General features: G+C 49.8%; 15 protein-coding genes. 13 read left to right on the top strand and 2 right to left on the bottom strand.

Annotated elements, in window-relative coordinates; translation table 11 throughout:
* The first annotated feature begins 130 nt into the window (after window positions 1-130).
* On the top strand, window positions 131-1,048 hold the full coding sequence (locus DESTI_RS15385; RefSeq protein ID WP_014810890.1) for a hypothetical protein: 918 nt from the start codon (window positions 131-133) through the stop codon (window positions 1,046-1,048).
* Between the two features lie 146 nt (window positions 1,049-1,194).
* Window positions 1,195-2,943: a hypothetical protein gene (locus DESTI_RS15380; RefSeq protein ID WP_014810889.1), complete on the top strand. Its 1,749-nt coding sequence runs from the start codon at window positions 1,195-1,197 to the stop codon at window positions 2,941-2,943.
* 411 nt (window positions 2,944-3,354) lie between these two features.
* Here the strand turns inward: DESTI_RS15380 and DESTI_RS15375 are convergent, their stop codons facing one another.
* Window positions 3,355-4,200: a hypothetical protein gene (locus DESTI_RS15375; RefSeq protein ID WP_014810888.1), complete on the bottom strand. Its 846-nt coding sequence runs from the start codon at window positions 4,198-4,200 to the stop codon at window positions 3,355-3,357.
* A 590-nt stretch (window positions 4,201-4,790) separates the two neighbouring features.
* Here DESTI_RS15375 and DESTI_RS15370 point away from each other — a divergent pair.
* The 3 genes from DESTI_RS15370 (at window position 4,791) to DESTI_RS15360 (ending at window position 7,376) form a co-directional block, all read left to right on the top strand.
* On the top strand, window positions 4,791-5,288 hold the full coding sequence (locus tag DESTI_RS15370) for a hypothetical protein (RefSeq protein WP_014810887.1): 498 nt from the start codon (window positions 4,791-4,793) through the stop codon (window positions 5,286-5,288).
* A gap of 461 nt (window positions 5,289-5,749) precedes the next feature.
* Entirely contained in the window at window positions 5,750-6,571 is an 822-nt protein-coding gene (locus DESTI_RS15365) for a PP2C family protein-serine/threonine phosphatase (RefSeq protein ID WP_014810886.1), read from the top strand.
* Window positions 6,572-6,614: 43 nt separating this feature from the next.
* Entirely contained in the window at window positions 6,615-7,376 is a 762-nt protein-coding gene (locus DESTI_RS15360; RefSeq protein ID WP_014810885.1) for an FHA domain-containing protein, read from the top strand.
* Window positions 7,377-7,381: 5 nt separating this feature from the next.
* On the opposite strand, the gene DESTI_RS15355 is transcribed toward DESTI_RS15360, so the two are convergent.
* Window positions 7,382-8,719 (bottom strand): DUF3999 family protein, encoded by a 1,338-nt coding sequence (locus DESTI_RS15355; RefSeq protein ID WP_014810884.1) that lies wholly within the window; start codon window positions 8,717-8,719, stop codon window positions 7,382-7,384.
* Window positions 8,720-8,968: 249 nt separating this feature from the next.
* On the opposite strand from DESTI_RS15355, the gene argB reads away from it, so the two are divergent.
* The 8 genes from argB to dapA all read left to right on the top strand — a co-directional run bounded on the left by argB (window position 8,969) and on the right by dapA (window position 17,985).
* A complete protein-coding gene (gene argB, locus DESTI_RS15350; protein ID WP_014810883.1) occupies window positions 8,969-9,868 on the top strand; it encodes an acetylglutamate kinase in 900 nt (299 codons plus the stop codon).
* 82 nt (window positions 9,869-9,950) lie between these two features.
* Window positions 9,951-11,150, top strand: coding sequence for an aspartate aminotransferase family protein (locus DESTI_RS15345; protein WP_014810882.1), 1,200 nt, complete (start codon window positions 9,951-9,953; stop codon window positions 11,148-11,150).
* On the top strand, window positions 11,151-12,056 hold the full coding sequence (gene argF / locus DESTI_RS15340; protein WP_014810881.1) for an ornithine carbamoyltransferase: 906 nt from the start codon (window positions 11,151-11,153) through the stop codon (window positions 12,054-12,056).
* A gap of 63 nt (window positions 12,057-12,119) precedes the next feature.
* Window positions 12,120-13,331 carry an argininosuccinate synthase gene (locus tag DESTI_RS15335; protein WP_014810880.1) on the top strand — a complete coding sequence of 404 codons (1,212 nt, stop codon included), beginning with the start codon at window positions 12,120-12,122 and terminating at the stop codon, window positions 13,329-13,331.
* Window positions 13,332-13,358: 27 nt separating this feature from the next.
* A complete protein-coding gene (gene argH / locus DESTI_RS15330; protein ID WP_014810879.1) occupies window positions 13,359-14,774 on the top strand; it encodes an argininosuccinate lyase in 1,416 nt (471 codons plus the stop codon).
* A 107-nt stretch (window positions 14,775-14,881) separates the two neighbouring features.
* Window positions 14,882-15,814, top strand: coding sequence for a fibronectin type III domain-containing protein (locus DESTI_RS15325; protein ID WP_157212174.1), 933 nt, complete (start codon window positions 14,882-14,884; stop codon window positions 15,812-15,814).
* Window positions 15,815-15,826: 12 nt separating this feature from the next.
* A complete protein-coding gene (lysA, locus tag DESTI_RS15320; RefSeq protein ID WP_014810877.1) occupies window positions 15,827-17,101 on the top strand; it encodes a diaminopimelate decarboxylase in 1,275 nt (424 codons plus the stop codon).
* 11 nt (window positions 17,102-17,112) lie between these two features.
* Window positions 17,113-17,985 (top strand): 4-hydroxy-tetrahydrodipicolinate synthase, encoded by an 873-nt coding sequence (dapA, locus tag DESTI_RS15315; protein ID WP_014810876.1) that lies wholly within the window; start codon window positions 17,113-17,115, stop codon window positions 17,983-17,985.
* Window positions 17,986-17,989 lie beyond the last annotated feature (4 nt).

Below are 17,989 nucleotides of genomic sequence, written 5' to 3'. Positions count from 1 at the left end.
AACTGTTATATGGTTATGATACACTCTTTTCGTAAATCTACTGTTTCACTCAACTCAGTATATGTCCAGGAGATCGGCTTCAATATGAGCCTGCAAAACTGGCGTATCATCTATTCGGGAGGCAAAGGTAATGAGAGACTACCTTTTGGAGAATGTGGTTTCAGGGAGGGACATTTGTCTCGAGAGGCTCGAAGATCGCCTGGTGCTCGATGGCGCAGTGGACCAAGGGGTCGAAGAAGGCCACACTGATGCAATCGATCATTCGATGGTTGCCACAGCCGATGTGGCTCCCACTCTGGATGATTGGTTTGACGGGCAGTGGCATTGGTACGGAAGCGACACGTGGTTCAAGTACGAAAATGGTTGGTACTGGTGGTTTTACGATAACAGCGACACGTACTACGTTCAGAATGCTACTGACGGTACCTGGTATTACTACAATTGGAATACTAGCACCTGGGATTACGTGAACGGCTGGTATTACGACAGTGTCGGTCAGGTGTGGATTTATTCGGGAGTGACATTTAAGTCCTACTACTGGAGTGAAACCCAGTATATGTATGAAGATTTCACGACCGGAAAATGGTACTATTATGATTCCATCGACAGCAAGAAATGGGAGCCTGCGTTTGAATGGTTTTACAGCTCTTACACAAATGCATATGAATACAACCAGAAGGATGTAACCAACTACTATTGGGCCGAGTACAGGCAATTCCAGCGTTTCCACGAGTCGCTGGCCTGGGAATGGTTCGATACGCTTGATAGCCAAACCTGGGAAGACGCATTCTACTGGTTCTGGGATCCAACCATCAAAGTCGTGGATAATGCAGGAACGAGATACGGCGCATACTGCTATAACGACTGGCACGGCTCGCAGTATTCCGTAATGATCCAAATAGACGATGCAATCATCCCTGGTGTATCTAATCCGGACGTAATCCCCATGAACCACTTGATCTATCAAGATCATCGAATAGCCTACAATTGGTGGCTGTGGAAGGGTGAAGCTTGGGAATCCGAGACCGCACCATATCCTTTACAGTAACCTCGGTTTGATCTGGCGGGCCTGCACGCTTCCATCGAATAATGACGGATTTGTGCAGGCTCTGTATTCCTTCATTATTGTGAGAAATGGTAAATCATCTCTGTCTCCGGAGAGATGATTGTGAACATTTTAAGGGGGTAGGGAAAATGTCTTATCTAGATGCGATGCAAGATACGCTCATCGAAGCGCATCCTTTCGCACGTTCACTGGTTCTCGAAGAACTCGAAAGACGTATCGTGCTCGACGGGAACGTCGGCGAGTATCAAGACACACACACAGATACTGTAGTTGAAGAAGGGGCTGCTGCAGCAGACAGTGGAGACACGGTTGCCCCGGTACTGGTAGACTGGTTTGATGGCGACTGGCATCAAATGGAGAATGGCTGGTGGTTCAAACGCTGGGATGGTTTTGATTATTACTATTATGATGCGAACCGCTACTTTGCATTTGAACTGTCAACTTCACTCTGGTTCTGGTACGACACTCTGATCGATAACACGTGGGAACCCGCTTACACCTGGTATTATGCGACCGACTCCCAGAATTGGGTGGCAAACGATACGTTCGGGAGCTCTTACTATTCCAGTGACGACAGCTACTTTTACCACGACCACATGACGGGCGACTGGTGGAAATGGGACCCAATATCGGCCACCTGGGGTACATATGACCCCTTGGTTATGGTCAAGGACCTCACGTCTGGAAGTGGGGGGAGTTTCGAAGCGTGGGCGCCTGTGGGGTTCGATCCGGACGAGTATTTCATCGAATTCAACGAAGATCTGTATTTCATCTCCAAGGGAATCCTGCACCAGTACGATCCTGAGACCAATATCATCAAGGTTGCAGATCTCTCAGCAGTAAAAGCGAACATGTATCAAAACGCCCATTGGCTCTGTGAATGCAATGACAAGATCTATTTTGCCGCAACGAGTACTCTGTATGGAGAGGAAATAATGCGGTACGATCCTGCGACCAATAAAATCTCATATGTCATGGATTTGGGAGATTCCGACGGCAGCGCACCAAAATGGCTTCTGGCGGTGGACAATGGAGTCACTGAGGAGCTTTACTTTTCAGCCACCCATGGGTGCAGCGGAAATCAAATTTGGAAATACAATGAGCTTACTAATTGGGTATCAATATTACCATCTTCCGGGTCGTGTGATACGGAACTCGATTGGTTAACTCTCTACAACGGAGACCTTTACTACGTGGTATATGCCGAGAAAGCGAATCCAATCGTATGGTGGGTTGAGAGCATAGATTTGGAAACGATGTCGGTTGATATCGTGTCCGGGCTGTCGGAAACGCCCATTTTTCAATTATATCATCTTCAAACATCAGATGTTGATGAGCTTGCGTTCCTTGTGTCAAAAGACCCCGAACACCCATATCGAGTGATACAGCTTGTCACATATGATGCATATACAGACACAATCACAGAAGTTCCTACGATGATGTCGTATAATGACGATATTGAATCGCCGTCCCATCCAGCCGGAGCATCGCACCTGGGCAGCAATCCGGTGCTTTATAACGATCAGTTGTATTTTGGCACTCCTGGATTCGATATCTGGCGATTCGATCCTGTGGACGGAAATCTGTACCTCGATATGAGCACTCCGCCGACGAACTACACGAATTTCCTCACGGAATCTTTGGTCGTGTTAAATGACATGATGTACATGCCTGGCTGGGATGCTACTCACGGATGGGAATTGTGGAGTTATAACCCGAACACTCATGACGTGCAAAGACTGAGCGAAATCAACTCGGGAATTGACTCATCCTGGATCGATGATTTGTTCATCTTCAATAATCGAGTATTCTTTACTGCCAGTGATAAAACCCATGGACAAGAATTGTGGTACTATGATCCCGCAGTGAGCCTGTAAAAAAGAGAACAGGGAAGACTGTCTTTTGTAAGCGATCTTCCCTGTTTCTTTCCCGAATCAAGACTAATTCCCAGACCGATAATGCATTATACTGTTTCCCAGTCATGCTCATAAGACAGCAAAGGCTGGAGTGTGTCCTGAGGGAGTGATTAGACGGCTTTGCGTCGTCCGGAGCGAAGGATACCTCCAGCCTCCCAGATTACGAAAAGAAAAGCGAATCGGCATTATTAGCAATTGCCAAAATTAATGTCCGATACCTAATGATAGGAGTATTGGTGGGTGCCGGCCTCCGTGCCGGCACATCTTCAATATGATCAATGATATTGATAGAATGGACCGGCAAGGACGCCGGTCCCCACTGATACCTTGAATTGGAGCGTGACATAAACGTCAGAACTTTTGACAATCAGTCTAAAACCCCAGAGATGAAGGATCCTTCTCGCATGCTTCCAGTACGGCATTTCTCCTGGAAAGCAGATTGAACACTGTGTTGTCATCAGGCTTATCCCAGGATCTTTCCAGTTCGGCAACCCATTGAAGCGATGCTTTTCTGGCTTTCTCCGGAGCAGCATTCAATCGTGCAGCGTACTCCTGCTTCAGGTCTTTGAGTTGCTTTGCTCTCTCTCCCCCCTTGACGCGTCTCACGATCTCTTCGGTCTTTCGCATGAATTCCAGTACGGCGTCACAGGGACTCAGTGCTTCCCGCGGCTTTGGAGACTGTCGACCTACCTCAGGCGGTTGTTGACCTGCCGAGTCGCCGATTGAAGTTCGGTCAGTGGTTTCAATCTGTTTCTTTAACTGATCGAGTTGATCGTTCAGGCTGGCTTTGTCTTTTTCGAGATTCGCCAACTCGTTGCGGCACTCGTTCTGCTTTCTTTTTAATTCACTATTCTCTTTTAAGACGGCCTGTTCCGCCTTTTGTGTGCGAGCGACTTCGTCCGTGAGGCTACGATTCTTAGTTTCCAAAGCAGCTATCTCTTCAGTGAGCTTGTTCTTGCTTTGCGTCAGATCGGCGATTATCTCGGAAAACTTCTTGTTTTCGGCAGTCAGCCTCTCCACATTCTGTTTCGCTGTTTCTAGTTCCTGCTGCATCCCGCAACCTGACACCAGCAACCCTGCGAGAAGCACAAACAACATACTAACAGGCGATTTCAGCCACCCCCTTCTCCATCGATCCGGGCGGAGAGAGATGTTTCTTGGCAGAACTGCCCTCAGGTGATGTTCGATCGGAGTAGATGATTCATACTTTGTGCTCATTTCAATTCCTTTTTCCATGTGTTCAGGTTCACACTGTATTGGTGCATGGAACCTTCCCTCTTAATTCTGCGCCAACAAAATGGCTCGGACACTTCCTTCCAAGAAAGTTTCTCTTCTCCACGAAAGCTGAGGTAAGACGACCGACACACTGAAGAAATCGCATCGAATGGGAAACGATTATCACAGGTGTGTAGGGATCACAACCCCAGAATTGCATGTCGCAAGAATTGAGAGATACATGAGGAACTGTCATCGATAAACGATAGTAACTGGCGCGCATTTGTCGTTACTTTTCCTTGTGCCTTTCTTGACTCAGGCGCAATGAAGAGACATATTCATGCAAAGGCGACTTGAAAACGCCTAAATTTCAATATGAGCACGAAAATAACCTAGCGTAATCATCGCTACTTTGGTATACTTACTGAATTGATTGACGTCGGTGGCAGGTTCCAAAGAGGGCGGATAGTTTGTAACTACTTGAGCCAAACGATTTGCTGGATAGGGAATAACTGTTTTGTGATGTGAAATGTGATTCTGTTTGTCAGTCCAACAGAGGATGAAATCGGCACAAAAGGATAAGGAGAACAATCATGAGAATGATGGACGTTCGGGACAAGATCATCAGAATTCTTGATGAGAACCCAGGCAAACGCTTTTCGGTTGCTGAAATTGCCAAAGAAATCGGATCGAATAGTAAGAGGACAACCGCAGCTCTGGGGAGATTGCATAAGGGTGGTCGAGTAGAGCGACCCGAAAAAGGTTATTACATGAGTAAGAAGGAAGCGGCTATCTCACCGAAGCCCGTGCCTCAGAAACCGGCGGCAGCTCCAGCCGTGAAAGCAACGAGAGCCCCAAGAGCGGCGAGAGCGGCAAAAGCAGCTCCAGTAGAAAAGGCCGTAGCAAAGCCGTCCATGGCTATTGTAACCGTCGATCTGCTGGTTGAAGGCTCAAAGTCGGAAGTTAATATCGAAAAATTACGGCAGTGCGTTTCCGGGGAACCGTCAGTTTTGGATTTTAAAGTCAGGGGCATCGTGGATGCCGACCCCAAGAAGCTGAAGGTAAGAGTGTCTCTTCCGGATAACGAGTAGAAGGGGGCTTAGTGTCGGATAGTTCGGATGAGTGTTAAAGTTCCGGGAACATCTTCTCTGAAAGGTTCTCGGGGCTTTCACTTATCGGCAATGATGTACCCATTCTGCCATTCTCTCGTGCAAAAATTCTTCCGAGGTCGGTTCCGAGGGAGCGGTTTGTAGGTAGTCTTGTCCGGACAATCCCACCTGTTCTGGTCACGCCATAGCCCATTGCCCAATGAAATGGGTCCACTTTGTTGTTTCATCATCAGCCGTAATTCATTGCATGGCCAATGTCGTTTTGGATACTTTTTAACCCCATTTTTTGAGCAATAATGATTTCAGCACATTCCAACGATAAATCTTGATTTGGCATCTGAAATCTATTACATTTCAAACGATCCGAATCTGAACGATTCTCTTATGCATACTCAGGCAGGGATACTTGCCCGTTGCGTCTTGTTTTTGATAAGGGAGGCAAAGTGATCGTTGAGTGTTGGGCCGAAACCGATGTGGGCAAGCAACGCACCACAAATGAAGATTGTTTCTATGTCGATCCGGAACATGAGCTTGTGCTCGTTCTCGATGGCATGGGCGGTCACCGCGCTGGAGAAGTGGCCTCACGTTTAGCAATGGAGACAATCGCACCCTTTTACAAAAGGTACTCAAGATTTCAAAACGAAAAACTCGATATATTCGAAGATTATGACAATTCATTCACCTTTCAGGCGAACTTATTGCGGCAGGCAATCTTCGTCGCAAACAGGGTGGTCCTGGAAAAGTCTTTGGAAAGCGAAGAATTCGTCGGCATGGGAAGTACCATGACCGGTATGGCCATTCACGATCATACTGTATCGACAATCAACGTTGGCGACTCGCGGATTTATCTCATCAGGAACGGGGATATCGAGCAGATTTCAAAAGATCATACCCTCGCCGAGGATCAGGTGGAAAGAGGTGTCATGAGCCGGGAAGAAGCCCGGGATTCTCAATTGAGGCATATTCTCTCCTCCGTCATCGGGGTCGATCCGAGAATCCGCATTCATATGGATGAATTGGCCGTTTTTCCGGGAGACATGTTCCTTTTGTGTACTGACGGAGTCACCGCGGTAATGACCGACAAAGAGATTCTCGAAGAAATCCTAAAGGACAAACCTGGACCAGAAACCTTGGAACGCTTGATTTTCACGGTTAACGAAAGAGGTGGACCGGATAATACCACTCTGGCAATGACGGTCTTCTGTGAAGATTCCCAACAGGAGAATGGCACTGCTATCTCGTGGGAATCGCATACGAAGGAATAGCTGAGATCCGATAGCCAGGGCTGCAGGAAAATGGAGGAAGCCGATGTTTAAGCTGGTCCTGAAATTTCAGGATGCCGTTCTCGAAGAGTACACTTTCGAGAAGACTCCGGTTACCATAGGCAGACGTGAAGACAACGATGTGGTGATAGACAATATGGCCGTTTCGGGACACCACGCGATTATCGAAGAAGAAGACCCTAACTATTACGTGTTGGCCGATCTGGAATCTCTCAATGGTACATTCGTGAATGAAAAAAAGATCGCCAGAGAAAAGATTTTCGACAACGACACACTTATAGTCGGAAAACACATTCTCAGCTTTATCGATTTGCGGCCTCAGGATGAACGACCATCGCGGGAAGCCGAGGTGGCAAAGGACAAACCGACATTCAGAGAGACTGTTATACTCGATACCAAGGCTCAGCAGGAATTGCTTGCAAAACATGCAGCAGAACAAGGGAGCACGGAAAACTCACCGGAAAGGCCAAAACGAATAGAGTTTCATGGTTCGCTCACGCTTATCTCCGGAGGAACTCCTCAGATCATAGATCTCACAAAAAGGCTTACCACCTTGGGTAAGTCGAATGAAGCAGATGTAAGATGCTCAGGTCTTCTGGTAGGCAAGACAGCCGCATTGATCAACAAACGGCCGAACGGATTTTTCCTGGCTTATGCCGAAGGTCTTAAGAAGCCTGAAGTCAATGGAGAAACCATAACAACGCAGGTTCAACTCCAGGATGGTGATGAAATCAGCATCGGGGGCACACGGTTGACCTTCAACTTGCGGGAAGAAGTCCTGAATTAAATCGCTCACTCATACCGCGTATATACTATTCTGGCGTTATTTCCCCTTTGGGCTTTTCTCAAGGATCGGGCTCTCAGCATCAGTATGAAGAGCAGCAAGAGCCCGGCCGACAGCATAATTATCCCCAAAATACGTTCAATCCCCCACGTCTTGGCCGGTTCCGGAATGGTGGTTGCCTTCGGGACCGCGGGAATTTGTATATTCTTCTGCTCATCTTCCAATGAGGCTCTTAAAGATGCCGCAGCCAAGTGATTCAAGTTCATTGATACAAAGCGTTCGGGCTGTGTGATCGACACTGCACTCGGATTATCATAAAAGAGTCGATAGCTCATTTCGCGATGATACTCGAATACTGCCAGACGCGGGGCGGCAGTGAATTCTACAGTTTCCAGGGGAACGGATGCACCGACAGGTGTGAATTCGGCCTTCACGAATCTCGAATAGTGAGGCTTCATCGTCACTGAGAGCTCCTCCGCGTGAGCGTCGTCCTTCCGAATGCGGAACACGGTACCCTCGTAGAATTGCCGCCAAGGTCCAGACAGGTGGTCGGTTTCCGACAGCACCAGTTTGGCTGTGAAGTTGCCCGACACGGTCGCTACTTTCACTTTAGCCAGAGGCAGCCTGCGCTCTCCAAGATCGGTCACGATCGTTGTCGATTTCGTGACAGGATCTGTTCTCTTTTCAATTAACCGATATTGAATCGACCTGGACACAGGATTCGCCGGAGAAGGCGGAAAACATTCGACTCTTTCGATTTTGAGGGGCTGTTTCTCGTCTTCGAGTAGACGAATCTGTAAGTATTGGAAATTATTGACAGGATGGCGTATCTTTAAACTGCTCACCGCAATTGGTTGCGATGTCTCCAGCAATAATCCATCCATGCGGACGATGTATCCTTCCTTCAAAGAGTCCGAGCCGCGTATCTCCACTTTCCGGATAAAGTCCCGCGATGTAGTTCGAACGAGAATGCCGTTAGTTAGAGTTTTGGCGGATTTATCAACCCAGATTTCCGTCGAGCCATCCCCTGATTTTGCGACGCGAAAAACGCGTACAGGGAATGGAGTCAATTCTTCATCCGTAGGATATTCCAGCAGAGTAAAAGGGACGAGTTCTCCATCGGAAGCAATTATCCGAAGGTCACCGTTATCCAGTCTGCACTTTTCGAGAACTCCAGCCTCGAGTGCGACTGCTGCGACTTTTTCGGAGTATTCGGGAGATATCCGTATGTTTCGATAGTGTTTCCAGGCAGACGTGTTGAAATCCGCTCTTACCGGCAGATAATCCGAGAGAAGCATTAAAAGGCATACTACGATTATCCACCCGAAGCTGAAAGTCTTATGCATTTTCTTTTGAATCCATCCGAAACACATGGGCGCTGATTATAATCAGAGGAGCCTTTGGGATCAACAAAACATATCATTTTTTGTATCCATTCCCGTGCAAACTAAAAACCGCTTGGATCGCGAGACAATGCGTGGTATTATCACCTGCTTTAGCAATACTGTGGGGCTACCGGGTTCGGCTCATAGCCGCAAGACCTTCAGTACCCCGTAACGGAATGCCGGAAGAGCTATAATAAACGGACTGGAACAATGGAAGCTCAATTACCTGAAGAGCTGTCTTCCGAACAACGGGCGAAAATTCTTGCCGAAGCACTTCCCTATATCAGGGCGTTTCACGGTAAGCGCATCCTCATAAAGTACGGGGGAAGCGCTATGACTCAGGAGAACCTGAAAAGATTCTTTGCCGAAGATATCGCGCTCCTGAGCTTTATTGGTGTGAAACCCATCATTGTCCATGGAGGCGGTCCTCAGATTGGTGCGCTTCTTAAGAAGATAGGGAAAGAAAGTCGTTTTGTAAGCGGATTACGTGTAACCGATGCCGAAACCATGGATGTGGTGGAAATGGTGCTCGTGGCCAAAGTGAATAAAGATGTCGTTTCCCTCATCAATTCTTTCGGCGGAAAAGCGGTTGGAATCTCCGGTCGCGATGGCGGTCTCATAAAAGCAAAAAAGGCAAAGCGGATCGCAGGAGTCGATGAAGACCTGGGACTCGTGGGTGACGTGGATAAAATCAATCCGGAGATAATCAGTTGTCTGGAATCTTCAGCTTTTATCCCGGTCGTGGCTCCTGTGGGAGCGGGTCCGGGTGAAAAGCCGTTTAATATCAACGCAGATACCGCAGCCGGTGCTTTGTCGGCATCGTTGAAAACGGAGAAGTTCATTCTCCTGACCGATGTGCCGGGAGTGCTTGATTCGGATGGTGTGATGATTTCGAGCCTCTCCGAAGAGCAGGCTGAAGACCTCATCACAAAAGGGGTTGTCTCAGGGGGGATGATCCCGAAGATCGGATGCTGCTTGAACGCGCTAAGGGGTGGTGTCCCCAAAGCTCATGTCATCGATGGCCGGGTACCTCACGCCCTTCTCTTGGAAATGCTCACCGACGAAGGCATCGGAACCGAAATAGTGCGGGAAAAGGCTCCGGGTATTTAATTTTTCCCGGAAGCTGCTCTCCGAATCCGGATGTGGCTCCGGGAATTCACAGATAACTATCATCAGCAGGAAAAGGAAAGCCATGAGATCGGACGATTTCATTGTTCTCAATAAAGAATACGTTTTTAATACGTATGGACGCACCCCCATCATGTTGACCGAAGGTAACGGATGTACTGTACGCGACAGCGACGGACGCGAATACCTCGATTTCATAGCCGGCCTGGCTGCTTGTCCTCTCGGGCATGGACATCTCGGGCTTGCCGAAGCACTGTACAACCAGACGCGAAAATTGATCCATGTGTCCAATATTTTTCATATTCTGCCTCAGATCGAACTTGCCGAGCTGTTGGCCGGGCACTCTTTCGCGGACAAGGCGTTCTTCTGCAATTCCGGAGCCGAGGCTAACGAAGGAGCAATCAAGCTCGCCCGAAAATACTTTCACGACAGGGGAGAGCACGAACGATTTCACATCATTACCATGGAAGGCTCTTTTCACGGCAGGACTCTTGCTACTCTTGCCGCGACAGGACAGACAAAATACAGGCAAGGATTCGAACCGGTCGTTCAGGGATTCTCCCATGTACCTTTCGGCGATCTGAACGCTTTGGATGCGGCAATGACTTCTCAAACCGCTGCGGTAATGCTTGAGCCCATTCAGGGTGAGGGTGGCGTCAAAGTCCCCTCTATGAATTTCCTCGGGGAAGTGCGGGAACTGTGCAATCGAAGAGGCTGCCTGCTCATCCTGGATGAAGTGCAGACGGGTATGGGACGAACCGGCAAGCTCTTCGCTCATGAGCATTTTGGGGCGAACCCCGATATTATGACCCTCGCGAAAGGTATTGCAGGTGGAGTTCCCATGGGAGCGCTGTTGGCGGTGAATCACGTTGCGGAGGCGTTCGTCCCCGGAACGCATGCTTCGACATTCGGCGGAAACCCGCTTGCTTCCGCTGCGGCTCTTTATGTAATCGGTCAAATCCTTTCTCCGGGATTTCTGGAGCACGTAAACGAGACGGGCAATTACTTGCGCAACCGTCTCGAGGCGCTCGCTTCCAGGCATGAAGTAGTCCGAGAGGTGCGCGGTCTGGGGCTGATGCAGGCACTCGACCTAAAAATCCCCGGAGCGGCGGTAGCAACGGAGTTGAGAGAAAGAGGAGTGCTCGTGAACTGTACAGCGGAGACGGTTCTCAGGTTTCTTCCACCACTGATAATTTCTGAGAAAGAGATTGATGTAGCAGTGAAAGCCTTGGATGGCGTACTGTCCAGGTGTGGAGGTTCCTAAATGGCAGGCATAAGGCACTTTCTCACCTTTCAAGATTACTCGCGGGACGAAATCCTCACTCTACTGAAACGATCCCATGAACTGAAACACAGCATTTCAGGCAAAGGCATGTCACGCCCGCTCGAAGGCCGCACTATAGGCATGATCTTCGAGAAACCTTCGACTCGAACTCGTGTATCGTTCGAAGTGGGCATCTACCAGTTGGGTGGCCGATCGATATTCCTGAGCCCCCGAGATATTCAGATAGGTCGGGGAGAACCGATTCGCGACACTGCACGGGTTCTCTCGCGTTATGTTGATGCCCTGGTAATTCGGTGCTATGGCCACGAGGTGCTCGAAGAGTTTGTGCACTGGGGTTCGGTCCCTATCATAAACGGGCTTTCGGATCTCCATCATCCCTGCCAAATTCTGGCTGACCTCCTGACACTTCAGGAAGCCGGATTGGACATATGCTCCATGAATGCATGCTGGATAGGTGATGGGAACAATATGGCAAACTCCTGGATCGATGCGGCCGAGAAATTGGGATTCTCCCTTAAACTTGCGTGCCCTGAAGGATACGATCCGCAGGTGTCTTTCAATTCCGGCAAGATCAGTTTAACGAGAGATCCTGTGGTTGCAGTCAAAGGAGCAAATGCCGTATCTACCGATGTGTGGGCTTCCATGGGCCAGGAAGAAGAAGCGGCTGTTCGTCAGCATGCTTTTCGTGGATACCAGGTGAATGATGAATTATTGCGACACGCTGCGGGAATAGTGTACGTTCTCCATTGCCTGCCCGCCCATAGAGGCGAGGAAATTACCGATGAGGTGATGGAATCCGATAGGTCGCTGGTATGGGATCAGGCCGAAAATAGGCTTCACGTACAAAAGGCGATTCTTGAAATGCTCTTCGAGAATCTTCCCTGACGGCAAAACGCCACAATTCCGGTTAGACGGATTGAGACTCTGCAGGAGACCACTGGAGGTTTCGTGAAACAAAAGATAAACAAAATTGTGCTGGCTTACTCGGGAGGTCTGGATACTTCCGTTATTCTTCGATGGCTCGTAGACACTTACGAATGCCCTGTGGTGGCTTTTGCAGCGGACCTGGGGCAGGGTGAGGAGCTGGAACCGCTGGTGGAAAAGGCAAAAGCCACGGGAGCCGAGTCCATAGAAATTAAAGATCTCCGGGAAGAATTCGTCAGAGACTTTGTATTCCCCATGTTGCGGGCAAACGCCGTGTACGAGGGATCCTATCTTCTCGGAACATCCATTGCACGGCCCTGTATCGCGAAGTCTCAGATGGAGCTCGCTGCCAGAACAAATGCAGATGCGGTAAGTCACGGAGCCACGGGTAAGGGAAACGACCAGGTACGTTTCGAGCTGACGTATCTTTCCATGAACCCGGAAATCATAGTAATTGCGCCCTGGCGAATATGGGATATGCGCTCCAGAACAGATCTCCTCGCGTATGCACAAAAAAGAGGAATTCCCGTAACGTCTTCCGCGGAAAAACCCTACAGCATGGATAGAAACATGCTTCATCTCAGTTTCGAGGGAGGCATTCTGGAAGATCCCTGGGCCGAACCGCCGGAGACAATGTTCGTGCTTACGGTGGACCCCCGAAAGGCTCCTGATACGCCGGAAGAGATTACCGTATCGTTCAAGGCTGGTGACCCTGTCGCCGTTGATGGCAAAGTGTTAAGTCCTGCGGAATTGCTTTCGTCGCTCAATACCGTCGCAGGTCGCAATGGAGTGGGCAGGGTTGATATGGTGGAAAACCGGTACGTCGGGATGAAGAGTCGCGGCGTGTACGAGACTCCGGGAGGAACGGTCCTCCATGCTGCACGAAGAGCCCTGGAATCCATAACCCTGGATCGGGAAGTAATGTTCCTCAAGGATGAATGGATACCTCGATACGCATCTCTCGTATACAACGGCTACTGGTTTGCCCCGGAAAGAAGGATGCTCCAGGCGGCAATCGATGAAGCGGCCGGTGCGGTAACGGGCGATGTTCGACTGAAGTTGTACAAAGGGAATGTCACCGTAACAGGCAGACGCTCCGATAAATCACTCTATGACCCCAGGTTTGCGACGTTTGAAGAGGACCGGGTGTACACCCAATCCGACGCAGAGGGGTTCATTCGGCTCAATGCTCTGAGGCTGAGAATCCGCTCAATGATGGAAAAATCGTCCACCTAGGGCGGACACCCTTTTTGGGGAACCGAAATGGCTACACGCGACCGATCAGACTCGAAAAAACAAAATCCTCAAGCTGCCGGAATACGAAAAGGCCGCTTCAAGGAAGGGATGGCTCCCGAGTTCGCAGCTTTCAATGCTTCCATAGGATTCGATAAGCGACTTTTCGAGCAGGATGTAAAGGGTAGCATTGCACACGTGCTCATGCTTGCCGCGCAAAAGATCATCCCTGCGAAGGATGCAAGGAAGATCGAAAAAGGTCTTCAAGAGATCCTCGAGGATTATAAGAAAGGTTGCTTCGTTTTTCGGGAAGATCTGGAAGACGTGCACATCAATGTGGAAGAGACGCTCAGGGCAAAAATCGGGGACGTAGCAGGTAAACTGCACACCGCACGGAGCCGCAACGATCAGGTAATTCTCGACTTGCGACTCTTTGTTCTTGAAACGTGCCAGGTAGTCAAGAACGATATAGTCGCGCTTATGTCCGCTCTCGTTGCCAAAGCGGAAGAAACCGTCGATTACATTTTGCCCGGGTACACGCATCTTCAGAGAGCGCAACCCGTTCGTCTCGGACATCATCTCATGGCGTATTATCAGATGATGCTAAGAGATTTTGTCAGGTTTGAAAGCTCTTGGGTATGGAATCACGAGATGCCCCTGGGGTCTGCGGCGCTGGCAGGGACTACTTTCCCCATCGATCGGGTTCTCGTTGCGACTATGTTGGGGTTCTCCAAGGTGAGCGCCAATTCAATGGATGCGGTTTCGGACCGTGATTTTGTTCTCGAATTCCTGTTCAATGCTTCAGTTGTCATGATGCACCTGTCCAGGCTTTCGGAAGAATTGATCCTGTGGTCCGGGCCTGAATTCGGTTTTTGCGAGTTGCCCGATGCTTATTGTTCGGGTTCGAGCATTATGCCGCAGAAGAAGAATCCGGACGCATGTGAACTGATGAGAGGCAAAACAGGTCGGGTTTACGGAGATCTGATTGCACTCCTGACCACTATGAAGGCGCTGCCTCTTACGTATAATAAGGACCTGCAGGAAGACAAAGAGCCCGTTTTCGATGCTGCAGATACGGTCCAGGGATGTCTGCGCATTATGGCAGGGTTGATTCCGGGGATAAAATTCAATCGGAACCGCATGCTCGAGGCCGCTTCCGATCCTTCACTCACTGCTACGGATCTTGCCGACCGGCTCGCCCGCGAAGGGGTCCCCTTCAGAGAAGCTCACGAACGAATTGGAGCACTGGTTCGGGCAGGTTCGGAAGAGGGGAAGAAGGATTCATCGGAATTGCCCACACCCGAAGAAATGGTGGATGCTCGCGATCATGTGGGCGGAACTTCCCGACGTAGTGTCTTGGAGCAGATCCGAACTGCCAGGCTGTTCCTGGAGCAGATAACTGAAACCGGCGACAAGCCGAAGTCCCGCAGAAAGAGGAAAGGTTGAGGGCGTCAGGCCGTGTATTTGCGTGCATTGCTCTCGTCGTGTGCCTCTTTGTCGGATGTGGATATAAAACAAGTCCGCGGCCGGCAACAGCGACCGTTCCGGGAGACATGGGACTCGTGGATGCTTTCGCGTATCCGGATCGTATAATGCTTCGCTGGGAAGTCCCTGCGATGAATGCAGACGGTTCTCCGCTCAAGGATTTGTCAGGATTCAAGATTTATCGGTTGTCTCGCAAAATAGGAGAAGAATGCGAGAATTGCCGATTCGAAGGTAAACCTTACGCTAATGTGGACTTTCAAAAGCCTGTGAACGCCGAGATTGTGGACGGCAAAGTCATGTACAATGACAGGAATGTAGCTCATGGAAACGTCTACACGTACATTGTAGCCGCTTATAATCTCAAGGGGCGGGAAGGAAAACCGAGCCCTCAGGTGCCGGTCACTTTCCAGGAACCGCCTCCGGCTCCTGAAAACGTGAACGCACATGCAACCCCGAACGCAGTTACCCTGATATGGACTGCGCCCGGTGAAAAGGAAGCTGTTCAGGGATATCGGATTTATCGCGGCTCTACCGATGCTTTGGATCAGATGAAAAAGGTCGGAACGACGAAATCCGATGAGGTGTCCTTTACGGACAAAACAGTTGAAAAGGATAAAACCTATTACTATGTGGTAAGATCGCTTCGCGTCGCGAATGAAGTTTCCATAGAGTCTCGGCCTTCTACCGCCGTACGAGTAACCGTGCCGGGGGAAGTGGAAACACCTATCAATGTCCGGACTAATGTCACGACGACGGGAATACGGGTATCCTGGGAGCAGTCTACGATTACCGGGAAAAGGGTTTTCTACAATCTGTATCGTTCGGAAGGCAATGGCGCGTTCCAAAGGATCAATATCGCACCGATACGGGACTCGTGGTTTCTCGACAGGAAAGTGCGAAGAGGTGCGACATATCGCTATGCTGTAACAGCATATTTTGAAGATAGGCCTGAATATGAGTCCAGCCGTGCCGTTACTGAGGCTGTGAGATATAATCGCTAGTGGTTAAAGGTCATGCATCATTTTCAGTACATAAACGATGAACTTTTCTGCGAAAACGTTCCTGTTCGACAAATCTGTGAAGCCGTGGGCACTCCCGCTTTTATCTACAGCCGAGGGACACTGGAACGTCATTTCAGGATCTTTGAGGAACCCTTTCTCCCTGTGGACCACATTGTGTGCTATTCGATGAAAGCATGTTCCAATATCGCCATCCTGCGGGTTTTTGCAAACCTGGGGTCCGGCACGGACATCGTCTCCGGAGGGGAACTTTTCCGGGCTCTGGCCGCTGGAGTAGATGCTTCTCGCATCGTGTACTCCGGAGTAGGCAAAAAGGCCTCTGAAATCGATGAGGCTTTAAAAGCCGAAATTCTGATGTTCAATGTGGAATCCGAAGAGGAACTTCACCTTGTGAATCAGCGGGCGGTTGCACTGGGAAAACGAGCCCGAATAGCCCTCAGAGTCAATCCCAATGTAGATCCTCTGACACATCCGTACATCTCCACGGGTTTGAAGAAAAATAAATTCGGCATCGATGTGGAGCGCTCCCTTGAGCTCTATGGAAGAGCCGCAGATATGGAAGGCATAGAAGCAATCGGAGTGGATTGCCACATCGGCAGCCAATTGACAGAGCTGTCGCCATTCCTGGAGGCAATCGATCGTCTGAAGGAGATGATCGGCATTCTACGCTCCCGCGGTATATCCATCCAGTATCTCGACATAGGCGGAGGGTTGGGAATTCCGTACGACCAGGAAGAGCCTCCGGCTCCATCGCTGTACGGAACGGCGATTGTTGACCGCATTGCAAACCTCAACGTGAAGCTCATATTGGAACCCGGAAGACTTCTTGTAGGCAATGCGGGTATTCTCGTGACCCAGGTCCTATTCAGAAAGCAAGGTCCCGAGAAATCTTTTATCATAGTAGACGCTGCAATGAACGATCTGATCAGGCCGAGCCTGTACAACGCTCATCACGCAGTGTGGAAAGTGGCGCGCAAGACGAATGGTGTGAACGGACGCATTGTTGCCGATCTTGTGGGCCCCATATGTGAATCCAGCGATTTTCTGGCACAATCCAGGGAAATGGAAGCCGTTGAAACCGGCGATCTCCTTGCACTCATGAGTGCAGGTGCGTACGGTTTTTCCATGTCTTCGAATTACAATTCCCGCCCCCGTGCTGCCGAAGTGCTCGTGGACGGAGATCGATACTTTGTCATCAGGGACCGCGAGAGTTATCAGGATCTTATCCGGGGGGAACACATCCCTCCCGCGATTCTCCAGACTAGCTAAAGGAGCAAAGGATGTTTTCAGGAGCTTTTACCGCAGTAGTCACCCCCTTCAAAGACGGGCACGTGGATGAGGATGCATTGAGACGCCTGATCCGGTTCGGCATTGACGGAGGGGTTAGCGGAATCGTCCCGTGCGGAACGACGGGCGAATCACCAACCTTGAGCCACGAAGAACACAACCGGGTTATTGAACTTACGGTTAAGGAAGTTGCGGGCCAGGTGAAGGTGATTGCTGGTACGGGATCGAATAGCACGGAGGAAGCTCTTGCGCTTACAGAGCATGCGAAGTCGGTCGGTGCCGATGCATGTCTTATGGTATCTCCCTATTATAACAAGCCTACACAGGAAGGCTTGTTCCAGCATTTCAAGACCGTGGCGGAAGCAGTGGATATCCCCATCGTGTTGTACAACATACAGGGACGCACCGCCGTCAATATCGAGAACAGTACCGTGGCAAAGCTCTCACGGATTCCGAATATCGTTGCTGTAAAAGAAGCTTCGGGAAGCATTCTTCAGATGAGCGAAGTCATCCGGCTGACCGACTCCGATTTTGACGTGCTTTCCGGAGACGATCAGATGACTTTTCCGCTTATGGCTCTCGGCGGGAAAGGGGTCATCTCCGTGGTCACGAACATCGTTCCGGATAAGATGTCCTTGCTCGTGAAACATATGCTCAAAGGGGACATTGCGGCTGCTCGGGCAATACACTTCGAGATTTACGAACTCTGTCAGGCAATGTTCATTGAGACCAATCCAATTCCGATAAAGACCGCACTCAGCATGATGGGCATGATCCGCAACGAATTTAGATTACCTCTCTGTCCTATGTCCCAGGCCAACCAGGAAAAGCTCAAAACGGTTCTGGAACGGTACGGACTTGTTTGAGAAA

The sequence above is a fragment of the Desulfomonile tiedjei DSM 6799 genome (assembly GCF_000266945.1).
Classification (GTDB): domain Bacteria; phylum Desulfobacterota; class Desulfomonilia; order Desulfomonilales; family Desulfomonilaceae; genus Desulfomonile; species Desulfomonile tiedjei.
The sequence above is the reverse complement of the archived record's forward strand: the minus strand, read 5'-3'. Positions and strand labels throughout refer to the sequence as shown.

Bases quoted from the DNA above. Each gene is read 5' to 3' on its own strand.
- DESTI_RS15385 (WP_014810890.1), top strand. From the start codon at position 131: ATGAGAGACTACCTTTTGGAGAATGTGGTTTCAGGGAGGGACATTTGT.
- DESTI_RS15380 (WP_014810889.1), top strand. From the start codon at position 1,195: ATGTCTTATCTAGATGCGATGCAAGATACGCTCATCGAAGCGCATCCT.
- DESTI_RS15375 (WP_014810888.1), bottom strand. From the start codon at position 4,200: ATGAGCACAAAGTATGAATCATCTACTCCGATCGAACATCACCTGAGG.
- DESTI_RS15370 (WP_014810887.1), top strand. From the start codon at position 4,791: ATGAGAATGATGGACGTTCGGGACAAGATCATCAGAATTCTTGATGAG.
- DESTI_RS15360 (WP_014810885.1), top strand. From the start codon at position 6,615: ATGTTTAAGCTGGTCCTGAAATTTCAGGATGCCGTTCTCGAAGAGTAC.
- DESTI_RS15355 (WP_014810884.1), bottom strand. From the start codon at position 8,719: ATGCATAAGACTTTCAGCTTCGGGTGGATAATCGTAGTATGCCTTTTA.
- argB (WP_014810883.1), top strand. From the start codon at position 8,969: ATGGAAGCTCAATTACCTGAAGAGCTGTCTTCCGAACAACGGGCGAAA.
- DESTI_RS15345 (WP_014810882.1), top strand. From the start codon at position 9,951: ATGAGATCGGACGATTTCATTGTTCTCAATAAAGAATACGTTTTTAAT.
- argF (WP_014810881.1), top strand. From the start codon at position 11,151: ATGGCAGGCATAAGGCACTTTCTCACCTTTCAAGATTACTCGCGGGAC.
- argH (WP_014810879.1), top strand. From the start codon at position 13,359: ATGGCTACACGCGACCGATCAGACTCGAAAAAACAAAATCCTCAAGCT.
- DESTI_RS15325 (WP_157212174.1), top strand. From the start codon at position 14,882: ATGGGACTCGTGGATGCTTTCGCGTATCCGGATCGTATAATGCTTCGC.
- lysA (WP_014810877.1), top strand. From the start codon at position 15,827: ATGCATCATTTTCAGTACATAAACGATGAACTTTTCTGCGAAAACGTT.
- dapA (WP_014810876.1), top strand. From the start codon at position 17,113: ATGTTTTCAGGAGCTTTTACCGCAGTAGTCACCCCCTTCAAAGACGGG.